12 protein-coding genes, 2 tRNA genes and 3 rRNA genes are annotated in these 21,748 nt (G+C 56.2%); 15 read left to right on the top strand and 2 right to left on the bottom strand.

All coding sequences use genetic code 11. From position 1 onward, the window contains the following. Positions 1-73: 73 nt before the first annotated feature. Positions 74-1,261, bottom strand: a complete 1,188-nt coding sequence (locus NQ491_RS05495) for a hypothetical protein (protein WP_026089647.1) — start codon at positions 1,259-1,261, stop codon at positions 74-76. Between the two features lie 365 nt (positions 1,262-1,626). Between NQ491_RS05495 and proS the strand changes: the two genes are divergently transcribed. From proS to rrf, 6 genes are all read left to right on the top strand, one after another. After that, positions 1,627-3,111, top strand: a complete 1,485-nt coding sequence (gene proS, locus NQ491_RS05490; RefSeq protein WP_019245896.1) for a proline--tRNA ligase — start codon at positions 1,627-1,629, stop codon at positions 3,109-3,111. 861 nt (positions 3,112-3,972) lie between these two features. Continuing rightward, positions 3,973-5,501, top strand: a 16S ribosomal RNA gene (locus tag NQ491_RS05485). A gap of 94 nt (positions 5,502-5,595) precedes the next feature. After that, positions 5,596-5,672, top strand: a tRNA-Ile gene (locus NQ491_RS05480). An 11-nt stretch (positions 5,673-5,683) separates the two neighbouring features. Next, positions 5,684-5,757 (top strand) — tRNA-Ala (locus NQ491_RS05475). A gap of 113 nt (positions 5,758-5,870) precedes the next feature. Then, a 23S ribosomal RNA gene (locus NQ491_RS05470) occupies positions 5,871-8,739 on the top strand. 94 nt (positions 8,740-8,833) lie between these two features. Next, positions 8,834-8,946 (top strand): 5S ribosomal RNA (gene rrf / locus NQ491_RS05465). The 16S, 23S and 5S rRNA genes sit together here with 2 tRNA genes alongside, the layout of an rRNA operon. A 746-nt stretch (positions 8,947-9,692) precedes the next feature. On the opposite strand, the gene NQ491_RS05460 is transcribed toward rrf, so the two are convergent. Next, positions 9,693-12,095 carry a hypothetical protein gene (locus NQ491_RS05460; protein ID WP_019246599.1) on the bottom strand — a complete coding sequence of 801 codons (2,403 nt, stop codon included), beginning with the start codon at positions 12,093-12,095 and terminating at the stop codon, positions 9,693-9,695. Positions 12,096-12,574: 479 nt separating this feature from the next. Between NQ491_RS05460 and NQ491_RS05455 the strand changes: the two genes are divergently transcribed. From NQ491_RS05455 to NQ491_RS05415, 9 genes are all read left to right on the top strand, one after another. Beyond that, the gene (locus NQ491_RS05455; protein ID WP_019246597.1) at positions 12,575-13,309 is read left to right on the top strand and encodes a S1/P1 nuclease; all 735 of its coding nucleotides are present in this window, start codon (positions 12,575-12,577) and stop codon (positions 13,307-13,309) included. A gap of 387 nt (positions 13,310-13,696) precedes the next feature. Next, the gene (locus tag NQ491_RS05450) at positions 13,697-14,416 is read left to right on the top strand and encodes a tetratricopeptide repeat protein (protein WP_232423210.1); all 720 of its coding nucleotides are present in this window, start codon (positions 13,697-13,699) and stop codon (positions 14,414-14,416) included. Positions 14,417-14,447: 31 nt separating this feature from the next. After that, positions 14,448-15,389 carry a TIGR01212 family radical SAM protein gene (locus tag NQ491_RS05445; protein WP_019246595.1) on the top strand — a complete coding sequence of 314 codons (942 nt, stop codon included), beginning with the start codon at positions 14,448-14,450 and terminating at the stop codon, positions 15,387-15,389. Between the two features lie 152 nt (positions 15,390-15,541). Next, positions 15,542-16,447, top strand: coding sequence for a hydrogen peroxide-inducible genes activator (locus NQ491_RS05440; protein WP_019246594.1), 906 nt, complete (start codon positions 15,542-15,544; stop codon positions 16,445-16,447). A gap of 157 nt (positions 16,448-16,604) precedes the next feature. Then, positions 16,605-16,955, top strand: coding sequence for a ribosome silencing factor (gene rsfS / locus NQ491_RS05435; RefSeq protein ID WP_019246593.1), 351 nt, complete (start codon positions 16,605-16,607; stop codon positions 16,953-16,955). Between the two features lie 70 nt (positions 16,956-17,025). Then, complete coding sequence (gene ftsH, locus NQ491_RS05430; protein ID WP_147524780.1) at positions 17,026-18,996, top strand: ATP-dependent zinc metalloprotease FtsH; 1,971 nt, start codon at positions 17,026-17,028, stop codon at positions 18,994-18,996. Continuing rightward, on the top strand, positions 18,977-19,870 hold the full coding sequence (locus NQ491_RS05425; RefSeq protein WP_019246591.1) for a phosphatidate cytidylyltransferase: 894 nt from the start codon (positions 18,977-18,979) through the stop codon (positions 19,868-19,870). The genes ftsH and NQ491_RS05425 overlap by 20 nt, the downstream gene beginning before the upstream one ends. Positions 19,871-19,885: 15 nt before the next feature. Beyond that, positions 19,886-20,545: a phosphatidylserine decarboxylase family protein gene (locus tag NQ491_RS05420; RefSeq protein ID WP_019246590.1), complete on the top strand. Its 660-nt coding sequence runs from the start codon at positions 19,886-19,888 to the stop codon at positions 20,543-20,545. Between the two features lie 54 nt (positions 20,546-20,599). Beyond that, positions 20,600-21,697, top strand: a complete 1,098-nt coding sequence (locus NQ491_RS05415; RefSeq protein ID WP_026089762.1) for an AI-2E family transporter — start codon at positions 20,600-20,602, stop codon at positions 21,695-21,697. The last annotated feature ends 51 nt before the right edge of the window (positions 21,698-21,748 follow it).

Below are 21,748 nucleotides of genomic sequence, written 5' to 3'. Positions count from 1 at the left end.
ATATTTTCTGCTTCAGTTTAGCTGGAAATCGGTGAAGAACGGGGCCGGACGCACGTCCGCTTTGTCCGGACACTTATCTCCTGTAACCTCCTCCGCCACCCGAGGAGCCTCCCGTCGAGCGGCCTCCGCCTCCGCTATAGCCTCCGCCGCCGAAGCTTCCGCCCCCGCGGTTATAGCTGCTTCCCGACGAGATGCCGCTGTTTCCGCCTGTCGTGCTGCCGCGGCGATAGCTTCCCGACGAGCCGTTGCCCGGCATATAGCCGCTTTGGCTGTTGCCGATCGACGAACTGCCGCTTCCTCGACGGTACGAGGTGCCGCTGTTCCCCGACGAATTGCCTGACGAGATGCCGCCGGTAACTCTCGTACCGGAGGATCCCCGGCGATAGCCTGTGCCGCTCGACGAGCCGATGCCGGTCGACGAACCTCTCGACGGGCCGTAGGTCGCGGTGCCGCCCCGGCGGTATCCCGTCCGTCCCATGCTTCCCGTGACGGACGAGACGGTGCCGCCCGATCCGGTCCGGGGTCTTCCGTAGACCGTATTTCTGTGGTTATATCCGTAGTGAGGACCTCCTCCTCCCCAATGGTGGTGCGGATAATAGCCGCCCCATCCCCAGCCGTAGTAATAGGGGTAACCCCAACCCCATCCCCAGCTGGCATAATAGGGGTATCCCCATCCGTAATAGGGACCCCAACCCCAGCGGGCGTACCATGAGTAGGGGGCCCAGTTCCACCCCCAGCTCCATGACGGTCCTCCCCAGCCCCACAGGCCGAGGTTCACCGTTACGCTGCTGCCCCATGTGCCGTAGAGCGACGAGACGTACTTGGGCTCGACCCATACCTGATCGCCGATGACCGTTACGTTGAAATAGGCCGGGTCGTATGCCGAGACATAGACTGTCTTGGGGGCCGGTTCCTCGTCTTCCGACGGAGTGAAGCCGCGCAGCCGTTTCTCGTACGAGTCCGCATAGCCGTCCGACAGAATCCCGTCGTATTGCGCGTCTTCCGATTCCCTGTACTCGGCCAGTTGGCGTGCCGCTTCTTCCCGCTGGGCTTCGGCGGCCGCTCTGGCGGCCTTTTCCGCCGCGATCTCCTGAGCCCGTCTTTCGATTTCCGCCTCCATCAGCGCCTTGCGGTCGTGGGTGGCATACAGGTCGTCGCCGGCGACCGGGGAGGACGAGCTGTACATGCTCGAACTGCAGCCTGCCGTCGCGACGGCTGCCGCCATGATGCCCAGCATGTTGAGTATTCTTCTCCTTTTCATGATCGTATGCATTGATCGTTCGTTGTTCGGTTGCGCCGTTTTTGCCCGTGCGGCGGAACTCATCCCTTATTTCTGAATATAACGAAAATCATACCCGAAAAGTTATGCTTCCGTCCGGTTTTTTTATCGGCCCGGGGCTTTTCGTGTAAGATTCCTCCGCCCCTTGCGGCGTTGCACGGACCGTTTGTTTCTTACTCTTCCGGTCGAAAGAATCCGTATTCAAAGGTAGCTAATTTTTACGAAAAAGGTAAATTTAGCTTACCTTTGCAAGGTTGGAGCGGGCCGATCGCCGAATCCGGCCTTCGATTGCCGGCTTCCGGGCCGGCCCGACGGGATTTGCGGAAACAAACCAAGATTGACAGAATATGGCAAAGGAGCTCAAGGAACTGACTTCGCGGGAGGAAAACTACTCCCAATGGTATAACGATCTGGTCGTGAAGGCCGGCTTGGCCGAGAATTCGGCCGTGCGCGGCTGCATGGTCATCAAGCCGTACGGCTATGCGATCTGGGAGAAAATGCAGCGGGCGCTCGACCAGATGTTCAAGGATACCGGTCACGAGAACGCCTATTTCCCGCTGTTCATACCCAAGTCGTTTTTCAGCAAGGAGGCCCACCACGTAGAGGGCTTCGCCAAGGAGTGCGCGGTGGTGACGCACTATCGCCTGAAGAACGATCCCGAGGGAAAAGGCGTGATCGTCGACCCGGACGCGAAGCTCGAGGAGGAGCTGATCGTTCGTCCCACTTCCGAGACGATCATTTGGAATACATATAAGAACTGGATTCAGTCATACCGCGATCTGCCGATTCTGTGCAACCAGTGGGCCAACGTGGTGCGCTGGGAGATGCGCACGCGGCTTTTCCTGCGCACGGCCGAATTTCTGTGGCAGGAGGGGCACACGGCCCACGAAACCAAGGAGGAGGCGTTGGCCGAGGCGAAAAAAATGATCGGCGTGTATGCGGAGTTCGCCGAAAAGTGGATGAGCCTGCCGGTGATCGTCGGTCACAAGAGCGACAGCGAGCGTTTCGCGGGAGCCGAGGACACGCTGACGATCGAGGCGCTGATGCAGGACGGTAAGGCGCTTCAGAGCGGAACCTCCCATTTCCTTGCGCAGAACTTCGCCAAGGCGTTCGACGTGCAGTTCACCAGCCGGGAAGGCAAGCTCGAATACGTTTGGGCGACTTCGTGGGGCGTTTCCACCCGTCTGATGGGCGCGCTCATTATGGCGCACTCCGATAACAACGGCTTGGTGCTTCCGCCCAAGCTGGCTCCGATCCAGGTCGCGATGATTCCTATCTATAAAGGAACCGAGGAGCTGGAGCGGATCGCCGGGCAGCTTGAAGGCCTGGCTGCCGAATTGAAAAAGCGAGGAATCAGCGTCAAGATCGATACGCGCGATAACGTGCGCACGGGCTTCAAGTTCGCCGAATACGAGCTCAAGGGCGTTCCGGTTCGTTTGGCGATGGGACCGCGCGATCTGGCGGGCGGCACGATCGAGCTGTTCCGTCGCGATACGCTGAGCAAGGAGACCGTTTCGCAAGAGGGCCTGGCCGACCGGGTGGAAGGATTGCTCGACGAGATTCAGGCCAATATCTATGCGAAGGCCCTGCGTTTCCGCGACAGCATGATTACCCGGGTCGACACGTACGACGAGTTCAAGCGTGTGCTCGACGAGAAGGGCGGTTTCATTCTGGCGCATTGGGACGGGACGCCCGAGACCGAGGAGTTGATCAAAGCCGAAACCAAGGCTACGATCCGTTGCATTCCTGTCGATGCTCCGGCCGAAGAAGGCGTCTGCATCGTCAGCGGCAAGCCGTCCCACCGCCGGGTGCTGTTCGCCCGGTCCTATTGATTGAGCGGCTGATTGCCTCTCTTGATGTTTCCACGGTACGGATCGGAGAACCGATCCGTACCGTGTCTTTTTATAGCTTCTGTGTCGGGCGCCCTCTTCGTCTGCGACTTCTTCGTGATATTCCGGTTTGCCGATTCGGAAAAGGACACGTCTCCGCCGGTCGGTATGAGCGCGTCGTATTCGGGTGCGGGCCGATCCTTTGAGCTTTGTCCGATCCGCGGTTTTCGGGCCGTTTTTGTTTCCGTTTCCGGATAACGTAAAGCGATCTTTCGTATAGAGCGGGTCGATTCCGGACATTTTCTCCTCGCTTTTCGTGGATTCGGCCCGTCGGTCCACTCCGTTTTCGGAGTCTCGATAAGAAGCGTTCGCCGAATTTTTTGTAAACGGGGTCTTTGTTTGTTTTCGGGGGCAGGTTTTGCGCAGGATATGAGATTTGGTGGTTTCTATCTGTTAATCAGTGATTTGTTTGGGGTCGTGCGCAGGGACTTGTAGTATGAGAACGGGAAAAATGCACGAAAATCGCAAAAAAAGTTCCCGAAAATTTGGAGAGTCCGAAAAAGTCCCTACATTTGCACCCGCTAAACGAAAGCAACACGGTTTAGCGGGCAAGTTCTTAAAATGAGGTTCGCGAATTTTTCTCTGAAAAATTTGGAAGTTAAGATAACTTCTCTTATCTTTGCAGTCCGATTCGCTCAGAATTCCGAGCGATTTTTTTAGCGACTTTTGCGAACGTTTTAGAACGCGAAATAGGTTCTTTGAATTACTGGTATTGTTTGAGAAAAACAAGTAAAGTGCAGTATTTATCAATTCCTTTAAAGGAAATTTAAGTAGTCAGGACTCTAAAATCTTTATAATTTTTTTACAATGGAGAGTTTGATCCTGGCTCAGGATAAACGCTAGCGGCAGGCCTAACACATGCAAGTCGAGGGGCATCGGATAGAGTACTTCGGTACTCTTGCCGGCGACCGGCGGACGGGTGCGTAACGCGTATGCAACCTACCTTCAACAGGGGGATAATCCGAAGAAATTTGGTCTAATACCCCATAATATTCCGACAGGCATCTGTCGGAGTTGAAAGCTTCGGTGGTTGGAGATGGGCATGCGTTGTATTAGCTAGATGGTGAGGTAACGGCTCACCATGGCGATGATACATAGGGGGACTGAGAGGTTTTCCCCCCACACTGGTACTGAGACACGGACCAGACTCCTACGGGAGGCAGCAGTGAGGAATATTGGTCAATGGACGGAAGTCTGAACCAGCCATGCCGCGTGCAGGATGAATGTGCTATGCATTGTAAACTGCTTTTGTACGAGGGTAAACCCAGATACGCGTATCTGCTTGAAAGTATCGTACGAATAAGGATCGGCTAACTCCGTGCCAGCAGCCGCGGTAATACGGAGGATCCGAGCGTTATCCGGATTTATTGGGTTTAAAGGGTGCGTAGGCTGTTTTTTAAGTTAGAGGTGAAAGCTCGACGCTCAACGTCGAAATTGCCTCTGATACTGAGAGACTAGAGTGTAGTTGCGGAAGGCGGAATGTGTGGTGTAGCGGTGAAATGCTTAGATATCACACAGAACACCGATTGCGAAGGCAGCTTTCCAAGCTATTACTGACGCTGAGGCACGAAAGCGTGGGGAGCGAACAGGATTAGATACCCTGGTAGTCCACGCAGTAAACGATGATAACTCGTTGCCGGCGATACACAGTCGGTGACTTAGCGAAAGCGTTAAGTTATCCACCTGGGGAGTACGTTCGCAAGAATGAAACTCAAAGGAATTGACGGGGGCCCGCACAAGCGGAGGAACATGTGGTTTAATTCGATGATACGCGAGGAACCTTACCCGGGCTTGAAAGTTAGCGACGGATCGAGAAATCGGTCTTCCCTACGGGGCGCGAAACTAGGTGCTGCATGGTTGTCGTCAGCTCGTGCCGTGAGGTGTCGGGTTAAGTCCCATAACGAGCGCAACCCCTACCGTTAGTTGCCATCAGGTCAAGCTGGGCACTCTAGCGGGACTGCCGGTGTAAGCCGAGAGGAAGGTGGGGATGACGTCAAATCAGCACGGCCCTTACGTCCGGGGCGACACACGTGTTACAATGGCCGGTACAGAGGGTAGCTACTTGGTGACAGGATGCCAATCTCGAAAGCCGGTCTCAGTTCGGATTGGAGGCTGAAACTCGCCTCCATGAAGTTGGATTCGCTAGTAATCGCGCATCAGCCATGGCGCGGTGAATACGTTCCCGGGCCTTGTACACACCGCCCGTCAAGCCATGGGAGTTGGGGGTGCCTGAAGTACGTGACCGCAAGGAGCGTCCTAGGGCAAAACCGATGACTGGGGCTAAGTCGTAACAAGGTAGCCGTACCGGAAGGTGCGGCTGGAACACCTCCTTTCTGGAGAGTACGATTACTTAAAGATGAATACGAATCTTTACTGTTTTTCTCGATACCAGTTTTTTATGATATGTAAGTCCCACGATACACAACCAGTCCCGTAGCTCAGTTGGTTAGAGCACTACACTGATAATGTAGGGGTCAGCGGTTCAAGTCCGCTCGGGACTACCATAAAAGAGATTGGGGAATTAGCTCAGTTGGCTAGAGCACCTGCTTTGCAAGCAGGGGGTCAAGGGTTCGACTCCCTTATTCTCCACGAAATCCGACCGAGGATGCGGTTTCGACCGCATTTTTGGGAGAGGGTTGAAGTTCTTTGACAGATTTAAGGATGAGAAAGGGGCTCCTGTCCTGTAAGGGATAGGAGGCGTAAAGAAAGTAAGCAAGGGCGTACGGGGGATGCCTAGGCTCTTGGAGGCGAAGAAGGACGTGTTAAGCTGCGAAAAGCTGCGGGGATTTGCAAAAGAGAGTTGATCCGCAGATATCCGAATGGGGCAACCCGGCAGATAGGAGATCTGTCACATCGAGAGATGAGCGAACCCTATGAACTGAAACATCTAAGTAATAGGAGGAGGAGAAAGAAACATCGATTTCCCGAGTAGTGGCGAGCGAAAAGGAAATAGCCCAAACCGGTGTTGTTACGGCAACGTCGGGGTTGTAGGACTGCGAAATCTTAATACGAACGAACGAGAACATGCTGGAAAGCGTGACCATAGAGGGTGAAAGTCCCGTACCGGTAAGTTGTGTAAGCGGAAGCAGTATCCTGAGTATGGCGGGACACGAGGAATCCTGTCAGAACCCGCGGGGACCACCCCGCAAGGCTAAATACTCCCAAGAGACCGATAGTGGACCAGTACCGTGAGGGAAAGGTGAAAAGTACCCCGAACAGGGGAGTGAAAAAGAACCTGAAACCGTACGCTTACAACCTGTCGGAGCGGCTTAGTGCCGTGACGGCGTGCCTTTTGCATAATGAGCCTACGAGTTACTAATCACTAGCGAGGTTAAGGGCTATAAGGTCCGGAGCCGAAGCGAAAGCGAGTCTGAATAGGGCGCAAAGTTAGTGGTTGTAGACGCGAAACCTTGCGATCTACCCATGAGCAGGATGAAAGTTGGGTAAAACCACCTGGAGGTCCGCACCGGTAAACGTTGAAAAGTTTTCGGATGACTTGTGGGTAGGGGTGAAAGGCTAATCAAGCTGGGAAATAGCTCGTACTCCCCGAAATGCTTTTAGGAGCAGCGTTGCAATAGTATACTGGAGGTAGAGCTACTGATTGGATGCGGGGGCTTCACCGCCTACCAAATCCTGACAAACTCCGAATGCCAGTATTATGTTTTGCAGCAGTGAGCCGCCGGGTGCTAATGTCCGGCGACAAAAGAGGAACAACTCAGACCATCATCTAAGGCCCCGAAGAATACACTAAGTTGAACTAACGATGTGCGACTGCAGCGACAGCTAGGATGTTAGCTTGGAAGCAGCTATTCATTTAAAGAGTGCGTAACAGCTCACTAGTCGAGCGGTTGTGCGTGGATAATAAACGGGCATCAAGTGTATCGCCGAAGCTATGGACTCTACGGAGTGGTAGGGGAGCATTCCATCGACGTTGAAGCCGTGTCGTAAGGCATGGTGGAGTTTATGGAAAAGCAAATGTAGGCATAAGTAACGATAAGGCGGGAGAGAAACCCGCCCACCGCAAGACCAAGGTTTCCTGATCAACGCTAATCGGATCAGGGTTAGTCGGGTCCTAAGGGTAAGCCGTCAGGTGATCTCGATGGACAATCGGTTAATATTCCGATACCGATGCATACTGCGACGGAGGGACGGAGAAGCGTAAGCTGCGCCAACATACGGAATTGTTGGTTAAAGAGCGTAGGTATAGGACGACGTTAATAGCGACGTTTTGCTGAAACTCGACAGTACCGAGCGGCTACGGCCAATCGGATAGTCAGCCCAAGCAAGCTTCCGAGAAAAACTTCTAAGCTTCAGGTATGCATCGCCCGTACCGTAAACCGACACAGGTGGTCGAGGAGAGTATCCTCAGGTGCTTGAGTGAATCACGGATAAGGAACTAGGCAAATTGACCCCGTAACTTAGGGATAAGGGGTCCCCACGTGAGTGGGGCGCAGCGAAAAGGTCCAGGCAACTGTTTAACAAAAACATAGGGCTATGCTAATTCGAGAGAAGACGTATATGGCCTGACACCTGCCCGGTGCTGGAAGGTTAAGAGGGGATGTTAGCGCAAGCGAAGCATTGAATCGAAGCCCCAGTAAACGGCGGCCGTAACTATAACGGTCCTAAGGTAGCGAAATTCCTTGTCGGGTAAGTTCCGACCTGCACGAATGGTGTAATGATCTGGACACTGTCTCGTCCGTGAGCTCAGTGAAATTGTAGTCCCGGTGAAGATGCCGGGTACCCGCAACGGGACGAAAAGACCCCGTGAACCTTTACTGCAGCTTAACGCTGAATTTGGGTGCATGATGTGTAGGATAGGCAGGAGACTGCGAAGCGGTACCGCCAGGTATCGTGGAGTCGCCGTTGAAATACTGCCCTTTGTGTATTTGAATTCTAACCCTGTTCAGGGGACACCGTTTGGTGGGTAGTTTGACTGGGGTGGTCGCCTCCAAAAGCGTAACGGAGGCTTCCCAAGGTACCCTCAGCACGAATGGTAACCGTGCGCAGAGTGCAATGGCACAAGGGTGCTTGACTGCGAGACTCACAAGTCGACCAGGTGCGAAAGCAGGGCATAGTGATCCGGTGGTTCTGTGTGGACTGGCCATCGCTCAAAGGATAAAAGGTACTCCGGGGATAACAGGCTGATCGCCGCCAAGAGCTCATATCGACGCGGCGGTTTGGCACCTCGATGTCGGCTCGTCACATCCTGGGGCTGGAGAAGGTCCCAAGGGTTCGGCTGTTCGCCGATTAAAGTGGCACGCGAGCTGGGTTCAGAACGTCGTGAGACAGTTCGGTCTCTATCTGTTGCGGGCGTAGGAAATTTGAGGGGTCCTGACCTTAGTACGAGAGGACCGGGTTGGACGAACCTCTGGTGTATGAGTTGTGCCGCCAGGTGCATTGCTCAGTAGCCATGTTCGGACAGGATAAGTGCTGAAAGCATCTAAGCACGAAGCCTTCCCCAAGATAAGATTTCCCTTGAAGGCCGTAGGAGACTACTACGTTGATAGGCCGCAGGTGTAAAGGCAGCGATGTCAAAGCCGAGCGGTACTAATAGCCTGAGCACTTTCTGAAGAGGGCCCTTTTCTCATCCTGAATCGTCAAATGTTCCGCACGGGACGTTTGAGTCGAGGAACTTTACGACACAGGCCGCAGATGCGGTAGAGTTTTAGGTGGTTATAGCAGTGGGGTCCCACCTCTTCCCATTCCGAACAGAGAAGTTAAGCCCGCTTACGCCGATGGTACTGCAGTCACATGTGGGAGAGTAGGTAGCCGCCTCCTTAAGGAGCCTTGCAGCGATGCAGGGCTCCTTTTTTGTTCGTATTCGTCGTATTCTTCGAGGGCGGTTCGTTCCCGCGACCGGTCCGGCCGCTTCCCCTTCTCCGTTTCGTTACGGCGTCGGGACATAATCCCCGCCGCGCTCGGGCCGTTCCGGGTTTTGTTCCGGAACGGCTGCAGGTCCGGTTGTCCCGAGGGAAATGCTTGCAACAGCATACGTCCGAACATGCGTGAATCCTGCATTGCGATCGCCCTCGGCGGAATGTTCCGGACGTTCCGCCGGTTGTCCCGGAATCGGAATCTTTCGGGATCTGTTCCAGAGGGGCTGTTTATGGGACCCCCTTCGTTTTTTTTCGGCGGCTCGTTCGCTTCGGAGCGCAGTATCCGAGTGTCTGTGCCCGGTGCGCGGTCTGTCGGGTGTATGAGGCGTACTCCTGAATGTCCGTCGATCCTGCCTGTATCTTCCCGGAGTCCTGACAGGACGGACCCTAAGACGCATGCAAGGAGAAAATCTCGGACAAAAATGCAATAAATAATGCAAAATTGTTCATGCTGTCGTTGTCTTATCGGCGGGAGGGAGCCGTCGTTTCTGAAAGTGACGGAAGGTGAAGCTTTTGTCTTTTTCCTTTGTTGCAGGTGTGACGGTATGGTCGGAGCTTGGCCGGGCTGAGGCGGACAATTCGATAAGATCGATGAAAAAAACCGGGGTCGAAAACCCCGGTTTTTCATTGCTTTAAAGAAGCCCGCTATTATTTTGCCCTGACGGGAAAATCATTGCTCAGCGGATGACGGGGAGAGGAAGCCGGCAGTTTGAGCCTTGCGTCTTTTGAAGGAGCGGGCGCTATGCGCACGGAGTGTTCTTTCTGGCTACCGTTACCTTGCATGGCGGCTTTGCCGTTTGCAAAGGATTCGAGCGGCATGGGAGCTCCGTACATGGTGTAATCCGTTATCGGGAACGATCCGCTGTATGTGCAATGGAATGTTTCCTCGCGCAGCGTTTCGGCATCGAGCGTCAGCTGATAGCCGTCGCCCTGTTGCTCTATGACGATCGTTCCTTCGACGAACGACACGTTGGTTCGGTTTCCGGAAGCGTCGTATATGCGTCCTTCTGCACCCGTATTCCAAGTCCCGGCCTGTTTGCTGTCGCTCATTGTGAACGTGCCGACCGGCAGCCGCAGGTCGGATACGTCTCCGGGCGTGTCGGTATAGATGTCGAACAGGATGCAATGCCCCGCCTCCGTGTTGGCCGGATAGATTCCGCTCATGGTACCTTCCATCTCGATGTCGCTGAACGTCAGGTAATACCTGTAGGAGCCGTTTTGCAGTCCGTAGTAATATGCGTTGGGGACGTAGTTGGCTTGGAAGCTGATATTGCCTACTTCGGGACCGAGCAGCGTATTCTCCAATTCGATCTTTCCGTGGAAAGTACCTTCTACCGTGAAATTGTCGCTGGTCGTCGCGTTGACCCGGATGTCGTACGTTTCGTCCGCTTCGTTGTACGTGAAACTGATCGTACCGGCGGTGATGAAACTGTATGCGGATACTTCCCCGTTGACTTTCCGGCCTACGGTCGTCCCGGACAGATACGATCCGTAAAGCAGATGGCCCGGAGTGAAAGTCCCCGTTTCATAGCTGTCGGGAACGCCCGCGCCGTAATTGCCGTCCGGAATGACGGGATAGCGCAGGTTGGTCGCCGTTTGGGCATTGAGGTCGATATTGATGAACGTGCTCTGAGCCTCGTCGGTGTAGAGGTGGAGCGTGTAGTTGTCGTTGCCTACCGAGTTGTAGTCGCCCAAGTATTCGCCCTTGGCGATCGTGAAGGTCTCGTTCACGTTGCCGATCAGCGGCTCGGCCAGATTCTCGAAATCGATGGGTCCTTCGTACACGAAGTCGACGCTGTTTCCGTCTTCCAGTACGAAATGTCCCGTGAGCTTATAGCCTCCCGCGACATGCTCGACCTGAACCGATGCGTCCGAATAATCGAATTCGGCCATTTCCGGCGTCTTGCCCGTCAGATAGTAGTGCATGATGCGGGTTTCCTCGTAATTGATCGTTCTCGCTGCGTGCGTATCGGCCAGATCGTAGGTTCCCTCGGGCAATATGGCGTTGTCGTCGTCGGCCGATTTCTGATCCCAGAAGTCGAGTATCACCTGCCAGCCGGAGCTGGTCGTCGTGAAAGGATCGTCCGGATCGACCGTCACCGTACCTACCGAGAGGTAATAGTTGCCCGTATTGGCGTGATCCAGATCGCCGTAGTAGCGTGCCAGCAGCAGACTGGGATTCTCGATGGTCTGGTTGCTGCCCGTTCCGCCCGTTTTGTTGGCGATGACCATGGGACCCTCGTAGGATACTTTGTAAGTATGGCCTTCCTCGTCGGTCAGGTAGCCTACCACGCTATATCCGTCCTCGTTCGTTTTGACGGTGAGCGATCCGCCTGTGATGTAGAGGCCGTATCCTATGGGATACCCCTGATCGTCGGTCTGATAGATGTTGCTGTAGCTTTTTTGGAATGTGAAATGGGTGTAGCTGTCCTCTGCGTCGAACTGATAGGTACCTTGCGGAATGGTCGGATTCATGACGTCGTCGGTAAGGGAGCCGTAGAGGTCCAGCACGATCTTATAGCCTGCGCTTTGAGCCTCGCCGTATTCATCGAATTCGATGTCGGAGAACTGTACCATGTAATTTCCCGTAGGCTCCGCAGCCCATGAAATCGTGTTGTATTGCCCCATGCCGGAGGTGGCTTGCACCCATGTCTCGTAGTCGGGTTCGGGCAGCAATCCCGTTTCCATGCGCAGGGTGGTTACTTCGCTGAGCACGGAACCGTTCGAGGCGGCGGCGAAAACGATATAGGTACTTTCCGGATCCAGTGGCGACAAAGTGACCGGAGTGGCTTGTTCGGCGCTGACCTGCACGCCGTCTTTCAGAACGGTTTCGGCCGAGGGCTGCTCTACCTGTGCGTTCTCTTCCACTTTGGAGTAGAGGTAGGCGCATTTCTCGGCTTCGTCCGGCGTTACGGTAAAGGTGATCGAGGTGGTTGTGGAGGTTCCTTCTGTCAAGCTTACCTTGGGTTTTGGCGGCTCGGTACCCGGGTCGTCGTCCTTGCACGATGCCACGCCCGCGCAGATGAGCAAAGCGAGTAGAATTTTTTTCATAATCGTTCGATTTTATGGAGCTGTACCCGCCGTGCTCCTGGGTTGAAAGTAGATTTATCGGGCGTCTCGAAAAAGATACGGGCACCGAACCTCCGGCTGGCGAAGACTCTTATCTCGAAAAAACGCCGGATAAAGGTAGTTAATGTGAACCGAAATATCAAGAAAATAAGTCGAAATAGGAGATCGTATCGTCCGTCCGCATTGCGGCAGTCCTGCATACAAAACATAATAGTATAGGGATATCGTATTGTTTATATGCCGCTGAACGGATTTGTTCGCAGACGAATTCGGGCCGGTCGAGCCTGCACGGTATGACCCGAAACGCTCGTTTTCTGCGAATCGGTTTTCGGGAGGGGCTTTGCTTGGGGGAAGTCCGTGCCGGTTTGCGATTTTTTTGCTACCTTTGAAAAACGTCATATGAGGCATTTGTTATGGGAAGACTTGACCGGACAATACGTGTTGCGGTATGGGCCCTGGTTATGGGCTGGCCGGCCGTCGCATGCGGCTGGGGAAGGATAGGCCACGATGCGGTGGCCTACATCGCGGAGTGCAATCTGAGTCCGAAAGCTCAGAGAATAGCGGAAAAGTATCTCGGACATTCGATCGTATACTTTTCCTCATGGATGGACGATTATCGCCGCTCGCCCGGCTACGAGCATACGACTTATTGGCATATGGCGCCGGTCGACGAGCGTATGTACTATACGGACGAGGTGCGCAGCTCCCGGGGCGATGCCGTTTGCGAACTGGAGAACGCCATCGGGCTGTTGAAGAATTACAGACAGCTCGACGATTCGACGGTTGCGGCCAATCTTCGTTACGTGATTCATCTGGTCGGAGACATGCATTGTCCCGCCCATGTCGATTACCCCGGCGTCGAGCTGTGGTACGACGTTTCGTTCAACGGGAAAAAGCGCAGCTACCATAGCGTATGGGATTCGGGAATCATCGAGGCGAGCAGGAAATGGCATTATGTCGAGTGGCAGCAGCAGTTGGACCGTTGTACGAGACGGCAGAAACGCGAGATCATGGCCGGCACGCCGCGCGACTGGTTCCACCAGACGGCGGTCGAGTGCCGCGACATTTATGCGTTGGCTCCTCCGGGGTGCGAGCTCGGGCGCGATTTTATCAATGCCGCTTCTCCCCGTGTCGAACGTCAGATTCTCAGGGCCGGATATCGTTTGGCCAAAGTGCTGAACGACCTTTTCAAATAGACGGAGGGAGCAAGGCGCCCCCGGGCTGTATGGCGTGGCTGTCTGGACGCGATTTGCGGTGGAGTTTCGTACTCTGGAATCCGTGTCGGCGATGGCCTTCGCGCTCGTTCAGGGGCTTGAGCGCAGGGGCGGTCCGGAATCTGTCGGCGGCGAGGTGACGAATCTGCCTCGATCGGAGCGGCCGGGTGCAGGCAGGGGCGTGTCTCAGAGCTCGGCTACCTCTTTTTTACTAGGAGTTCGGGCAGTTCGGATATAGGGGAATCGTTTTTTGAATCGGAACGCGATTTCCGGTGCGGGCCGGTCCGTGCGAATATTCTTCGGCCGGACGATGGCCGTTCTGTAAAAAATCATACCTTTGCACAGTTTGTTGCTTAATCTTTTTATCCGATGCCGAACGAAATGGTCGAAACACCCCGATTCATCCCGACCGCCGAGAACACTTATGTGATCTCCTATCCGTCTCACGGTTCCGATTACCCGTACGATTTCGCGGCCATTCTGGCGCAGTCCCGTCGCTGCGAGCGCGAGGGCGATGTCGAGCGGGCGTGCAATCTGCGGTACGACGGGATTAAGAAGCTGATCGATCTGATTCCGGACGAGGACGAAATCTGGCTCGATTGGGAGGATCGGGGCAATCAGGCCGTACTGGAGTTGCTCAAAGGTTCCGCGATAGACCATTTTCTCGTCGGCGATTTCGAGATGGCGGCCGGTCTGTTCGAAATGGAACTCGACATGGATCCGGAGGATCATCTCGAAGCGACCAAACCGTTGGCTTATTGTTATGTGGCTTTGGGCGAATACGAGTCGTTCGACGAGATCGTCGACGATATCAGCGACAAGTATCCCGAGAAGGAGATTCTGAAGCTGTGGAGCGAGTTTCGCCGGACGGGCCGCCTGCCGTCGGGCGAGATGATCCATTTCAGGAAGAGCTTCCCTGTCTTTTATGCCGAGTTCACGTCGGACAAGCACGAAATCACGCCCGACTATTTGGCCGACATCGAGAGCGAGAGACCCTCGCGCGAAGCGCAGGCCCGTGAGCTGTGGCTGCAGACCGAGCACCTTTGGACGCAGTTCCCGGGATTTGTCGAGGCGTTGAAAAAGCAATGATTCCGGTCCGGCCGGTATTCCTTCGAGTGCGATGGCTTATCCTTGGGGCGACGACAGGCGCTATAACAGCTATTCCGGCTATTTCCGCCGTTTGTTCGGCTTTCGCGTGCAGAAGTTGTCCGTACATGCCGGGTTCACTTGTCCCAATCGCGACGGCACGCTCTCCTCGGGCGGTTGCACGTTCTGCGACAACGCGGCTTTCTCTCCTTCCTACTGCACTCCGGACAAGAGCGTCCGCCGACAGCTCGAGGAAGGGATCGAGTTCCATCGCCGTCGCTATCGTTCTGCCGAAAGGTATTTGGCCTATTTCCAGTCTTTTTCGAATACGTATGCTCCGCTGGAGAGGCTGAAAGAGGTTTTCTCGCAGGCTTTCGAACTGCCCGAGGTGGCGGGGATCGTCGTCGGAACGCGTCCCGACTGCATCGACGGGCCGAAGCTCGACTATTTCGCCCGGTTGGCCGAAACCCGTTACGTGGCGATCGAGTACGGAATCGAGTCGTGCTACGATGCGACGCTCCGCTCGGTCAATCGCGGACACGATTTCGCCTGCGCCCGCCGGGCCGTCGAGATGACTTCCGAACGCGGAATCCGTACGGGCGCCCATTTCATTCTGGGTCTGCCCGGCGAGACGCCCGCCATGATGGAGGCGTCGGTCGATGCGATCAACTCGCTGGCGCTCGATACGGTCAAGTTTCATCAGTTGCAGCTGTTTCGCGGCACGACGATGGCGGCCCAGTATGCGGCCGACCCGGGGCGTTTCCGCTTTTTCTCGAGGGACGAGTACGTCGATTTCTTTATCGGCCTGCTCGAGCGCTTGCGACCGGATCTGGTCGTCGAGCGGTTCGCCAGCGAGGCGCCGCCGCGCTTTCAAGCCGGTCCTACGTGGGGGCTCGTGCGCAACGAGCAACTCTGGTCGTTGCTCGAACGGAGGCTCGAGCAGCGCGGCACATGGCAGGGACGTTTGTACGTATAGCGGTCCGGAGGTAACGGCGAACGGCGTTGTCCGGGGCTGAACTTGCCTGTTCGGGCTGCGACCGGCGGCGATTCGTCAAAAAAAATGCGGCGGAAATTCGGTTATATAGTATTTTTTGATGACCTTTGTATTGCCATATAGTTTTTTGCAATATGACGATCGTACAATTGGAATATTTGCTGGCGGTAGCCAATTGCGGCAGTTTCTCGCTTGCCTCCGAAAAATGTTTCGTTACCCAGCCCTCGCTGAGCATGCAGATCAAGAATCTGGAGGAGGAGCTCGGCGTGGTGCTGCTCGACCGTAGCCGCAAACCCGTCATCGCTACCGATGCGGGCGAGGTCGTGATCCGGCAGGCCCGCGAGGCGATCAAGTCGTTCAAAATGGTGCGCGAGTCGGTGGCCGATCTGCGGGGGGAGATATCGGGCGTGCTTCGTCTGGGCGTGATTCCGACGATCGCGCCTTACCTGTTGCACCGTTTCGTGCCCGGTTTCGCCCGCGACTACCCGAACGTCGAGTTGCAGATTCGCGAGCTGATGACGGCCGACATCATCCGCGCGCTCGGCCGCGACATGCTCGACGCGGCGATTCTGGCGGGCGGGACCTCGCCCGACGGCATTCAGGAGGAGGAGCTCTTCAACGACCGCTTTTATGCTTACGTGTCGACCGGCCATCCGCTTTTCGAGCGGAGCAACATCCGCATCGAGGATATCGACGTGCGGCGCCTGCTGCTGCTTTCCGAGGGGAACTGTCTGAGGGATCAGGTGCTGGAGCTGTGTCAGGCTCAGAAAGGCGTGCAACGGCAATATTCGTTCGAGAGCGGCTCGCTCGAGACGCTGATACGGATCGTGGACAACTCTTCCAACATGATGACGATCGTCCCCGAAATGGTCGCCGACTTCATCGACGAAAGCCACAAGCCCCAGCTCAAGACGCTGGCCAAAGGCGCTACGTCGCGCAAGATCACGATTGCCGTACGGCGCACCTATGTAAAGCGTTCGCTGGTGGCTGCGCTCAAAGAATCGATTCTGGCCGCATGCCGTCCCGACCGTCATGTTTAGCAGGATATTTGCTGAAACTCCCGCCTCGGGGAGATTCCCGGTTCGCGGTTTCGGTGCCATTGCGTTCCGGAGCGAAAGGCGGGTCCGTATCCTGCCCGGTTTCCTATTTGTCAACTTTTTACTATCTTTACCCACTTGAAACGAAGCGATACGATTTATGAATGAATTGATCGACACGATTGTCAGTGCGATACAGGATAAGAAAGGCAAACGCATCCTGTCGCTCGACCTGAGCGGGTTCGACGGGGCGATATGCTCCGCCTTCGTCGTTTGCAGCGCCGATTCGACGACTCAGGTAGAGGCCATCGCCGGCGGAGTCGAGCAGAAAGTCCTCGAAAAGCTGGGCGAGAAGGTCTGGCGCGTCGAGGGGCTCGGCAACAGCGTCTGGGTGGTGATGGACTACGGCGACGTGATGGTGCATGTCTTCCAGACCGAGACGCGCGACTTCTACAAGCTCGAGCAGCTTTGGGCCGACGCTCCCGTCCGCGAATACGCGGAGGAGCAGTAGAGTTCATACTACGGCCCCGTTCCGTTGCGTTATGAGGTGTGGATGAGTAATTGAAATCAAGAAACAGCCAATGAAGCTAAATACCGGTAACGAAATGCCTCCCCAGTTGGGGGGCAAGCGTCCTAAGTTCAATATTTACTGGGTGTGGGCGGCCGTGGCCGTCGTCATTCTGTCATGGGGGCTGCTCGGCAGCGGCGAAGTGACGCATCCCACCGATTGGGACAGCGTCAAGACGATGATCGAGCAGGGCGACGTGCAGAAGATCGTCGTCGTCAACAAGGAGACCGCCGAGGTTTACCTGAAGCCCGACAAGGTAGCCGAGTACGCGGGGCAGAAGGACTACAAGGGCCTTTCGGCCCAAGGGCCCCAGTTCGCGTTCAATATCGGCTCGCTGGACTATTTCCAGCACAACCTCGAGAATACGCTGAGCGAGCGCGATCTTTCCGTTCCGCTGACGTTCGAGACGCGGCGCAATATGTGGAGCGACGCGTTCACGCTGATTTTCCCGATCCTGATCTTTTTCGCGATCTGGTGGTTCCTGTGGCGCGGCATGTCGCGCGGCGGGGGCGGCGGTTCGGGCAGCGGCATATTCAACGTGGGCAAAGCCAAGGCCCAGATGTTCGACAAGGACTCGAACGTGACGATCACGTTCAAGGACGTGGCCGGACTGGAGGAGGCCAAGGTCGAGATCATGGAGATCGTCGATTTTCTGAAGAATCCCGGCAAGTACCGCGATCTGGGAGGCAAGATTCCTAAGGGCGCGCTGCTGGTGGGCCCTCCGGGAACCGGCAAGACGTTGCTCGCCAAAGCGGTAGCCGGCGAAGCGAATGTGCCTTTCTTCTCGATCAGCGGATCGGACTTCGTCGAAATGTTCGTCGGAGTCGGGGCTTCGCGCGTGCGCGACCTGTTCCGTCAGGCCAAGGAAAAGGCGCCCTGCATCGTTTTCATCGACGAGATCGACGCGATCGGCCGGGCGAGGAGCAAGAACGCCGGATTCTCGTCGAACGACGAGCGCGAGAACACGCTGAACCAGTTGCTGACCGAGATGGACGGCTTCGGCACGAATGCCGGCGTGATCGTGCTGGCCGCGACGAACCGGGCCGACATACTCGACAAGGCGCTGCTGCGCGCCGGGCGCTTCGATCGTCAGATCAACGTCGAGCTGCCCGATCTGAAGGAGCGGCGCGAGATATTCGACGTGCACCTGAAGAATCTGAAGCTCGATCCGCATCTCGACCGCGACTTTTTGGCCAAGCAGACGCCGGGTTTCTCGGGAGCCGATATCGCCAATGTCTGCAACGAGGCAGCCTTGATCGCCGCGCGGGGTAACAAGAGTCAGGTCGAGAAGGACGACTTCCTCAATGCGATCGACCGTATTATCGGTGGTTTGGAGCGTAAGAACAAGATTATTACGCCTCAGGAGAAGAAGACGATTGCCTACCACGAGGCGGGACATGCGACCGTGAGCTGGGTGCTCGAACATGCGAATCCGCTGATCAAGGTAACGATTATTCCGCGAGGGAAGGCGCTCGGCGCGGCATGGTATCTGCCCGAGGAACGCCAGATCACGACCAAGGAACAGATGCTCGACGAGATGGCCTCCATTCTGGGCGGCCGTGCATCGGAGCTGATGAATTTCGGCATGGTGTCGACCGGTGCGCTGAACGATCTGGAGCGTGTGACCAAGCAGGCCTATGCGATGGTGGCCTATTACGGCATGAGCGAGCAGCTGGGCAACCGCAGCTTCTACGATTCGACCGGTCAGGCCGACATGGCGCTGACCAAGCCGTACAGCGAGATGACCGCGCAACAGATCGACGACGAAGTGAAAAAGCTGATCGACGGAGCTTTCGCGCGGGCCCTCGAAACGCTTGAGAAGCACCGCGACGGCCTGACTCAGCTTGCCGAGCTGCTGCTCGAGCGCGAAGTGATTTTCGCCGAGGATCTCGAGAAGATTTTCGGCAAGCGTCGCGGGGAAATTCGTGAAGAAACCGAAGTCAAAGTCGAAGAACCTTTGGACGGTGAGTTCGCTGCTGAATAAGAATTTTCTGGTCCGCACGCTCAGCGGGGCGGGCCTGCTCGTCATCGTGCTCGGAGCCGTGCTGTGGTCTCCGTTCTCTATGCTCGTTCTGATGGCCGTTCTGATGGCCGGGTCGCTCACGGAGTTCTTCCGCATCGCCCGGCTCAAGGGGGCCCGGCCGCTCGTAGCGTATCCCGTCGTAATCGGGCTGAGCGCTTTGACGCTGGCCTTCGCCGTGCAGACCGGGCGGTGTCCTGCGCCGGCTTTCGCGCTGCTGCTGCCGATGATCTTCGCGCTGTTCGTCGCGGAGTTGTACCGCCGGCATGAGAATCCGCTCGGCAATGTCTGCTGGGAGCTGGGAGGGTTGGTCTATATCGCTTTGCCTTTCGCGCTGCTTGCGACGATTCCGTTGCGTGGAGCTTGTTCCGCCGGTTCGTCCTATGTTCCGGGAGATATGCTTGCGATCATATTCATCGTCTGGGCCAACGATGTGGGGGCCTATCTGGCGGGTTCGCTGTTCGGCCGGCACAGGCTGTTCGAGCGGATTTCCCCTAAAAAGTCTTGGGAAGGCTTCGCCGGGGGCGTTCTGTGCGCTGTGGCCGTCGGGTGGCTGTACGGCCTGTACGCCGGGCCGGGCGATACGGCTCACGGGTTGCTGTGGAGCGGGGCGGGTCTCGTGGTGGCTGTCGTCGGCGTACTGGGCGATTTGGTCGAGTCGATGCTCAAGCGCTCGGCCGGCCTGAAGGATTCGGGAAACAGCATCCCCGGTCACGGCGGATTTCTCGACCGTTTCGACGCGCTGATTCTGGCCGTACCTTTCGTTTATGCGTATTTCGCTATATTTGCCTATATTTGTGTGCTGAGCGGCGGCCCGGTCGGAGCCGTTGCCGGCTGAACCAAACGATAACCCATGAGAATCCATAAGGAAGGAGCCTCTATCATACTGATTACCGCGGTTTTTGCGGCCGTCGTCATGGTTTCTGCGGCCTATCTGCTGCCGTCGGCCGTCGCATGGGCCGTTGCGGTTGCGGCGCTTGCCTGCGTCGTGTTCGTCACCTCGTTCTTCCGCTGTCCGAGCCGTCCTCCGGTGCGGGACGAGAACGGGGTCTACTCGCCGGCCGACGGGACCGTCGTGGCGCTCGAGGAGGTCGAGGAGAACGAGTACTTCCACGACACGCGGATCGTCGTTTCGGTTTTCATGTCGATTTGGAACGTGCACGTCAACTGGTTTCCCGTATCCGGAACGGTCGATTATTTCCGGCATCACCACGGGATGTTCATGGTCGCGTGGCATCCCAAGTCGTCCGAGGACAACGAGCGCACGACGACCGTGATCGACATGGGCGGGCAGAAGATTCTGTTCCGCCAGATCGCGGGGCTGGTCGCGCGGCGAATCGTTTCGTATGCCCGGGTAGGGGGCCGGGCCGAGCAGAACACTCAGTGCGGTTTCATCAAGTTCGGCTCGCGGGTCGATCTGTTCCTTCCGACGGACGCCGACGTGCAGGTGCGTTTGGGCGACAAGGTCGTCGGCACGCAGACGCTGATCGCGCGGCTGAAAAAGAAAGAGTAACTGACCCGGCCCGGACGTATTCGGGCGATTCCAGCGGAAAACCGAGCGGAACTCATGTCCAAGCTATACCGATATCTCGTTGCAGGCGCTATCACGGCAGTGGTTCTCTTTCTGGTGTGGTATTTCAGCAACGTGGTCGCCTATATTCTGGTGTCGGCCGTTCTGGCGATTATCGGCAAGCCGCTGACCGACCTGCTTTCGGGGCTGCATGTCCGGCGGACGCGGTTCCCTCGCTCGTTGGCCGCCTTGTGCACGCTGCTCGCGATCTGGGTCGTCGTCGTGGGAGTCTTCTGGCTTTTCGTGCCGATCGTTTTCCAGAAAATCCGCGAGTTCTCCTCGCTCGACGTTCCGCAGATCATCCAGTCGTTCCAAGAGCCGCTGATGTCGCTCGAGAGTTTCATCCGGCGCGTTTTCTCGATCAGCGAGAGCGAGTTCTCGCTGGTCGATGCGATTTCCGAACAAATCAAGCCGCTGCTCGACATCGGCGTGATCAATAACCTGCTCTCGTCGATCGTTACGACGGTCGGCGATACGGTGATCGCGGCTTTCTCCATTTCGTTCATTACCTTTTTCTTCTTGAAAGAAAGTCACCTGTTTACGGATATGGTCGTCATCATGTTCCCGAAAAAGTACGAGCCCAACATCACCCGGGCGCTCGACTCGGTGACCCATCTGCTGATCCGCTATTTCACCGGCATCGTCGCCGAGTCGTCGATCATGACGCTGATCGTTTCGCTCGGCTTGCTCATGCTCGGTTTTTCGGTTCATAACGCGCTCGTGATCGGGCTGATCGTCGGCGTGCTGAACGTGATTCCCTATCTGGGACCGTGGATCGGCGCGGCAGCGGGTATTTTCATCGGTGTGGCCGGAACTGCGGGGGGCGACGTGTCGACGGCCGGGCTTGCGATGCGCGTGGCCGGAACGATTCTGGTCGCTCAGGGTATCGACAACTTCGTTCTGCAACCGGTGCTCTACTCCAATCGGGCGAAAGCCCATCCGCTCGAAATTTTTCTGGTAATTCTGATCGCCGGATCGCTGGCCGGCGTGCTCGGTATGTTGCTGGCCATTCCGGCCTATAACGTGATCCGGGTTTTCGCCAAGGAATTTTTCAACAATTTCCGCGTCGTACAGAAACTGACCGAGAAAATATAGCGGAGTCCCGGAAAATTTCGTACTTTTGACTATCGGTCGTCGCTCCGTGCT

Source organism: Alistipes ihumii AP11 (assembly GCF_025144665.1).
Taxonomy (GTDB): Bacteria; Bacteroidota; Bacteroidia; order Bacteroidales; family Rikenellaceae; genus Alistipes_A; species Alistipes_A ihumii.
The sequence above is the reverse complement of the archived record's forward strand: the minus strand, read 5'-3'. Positions and strand labels throughout refer to the sequence as shown.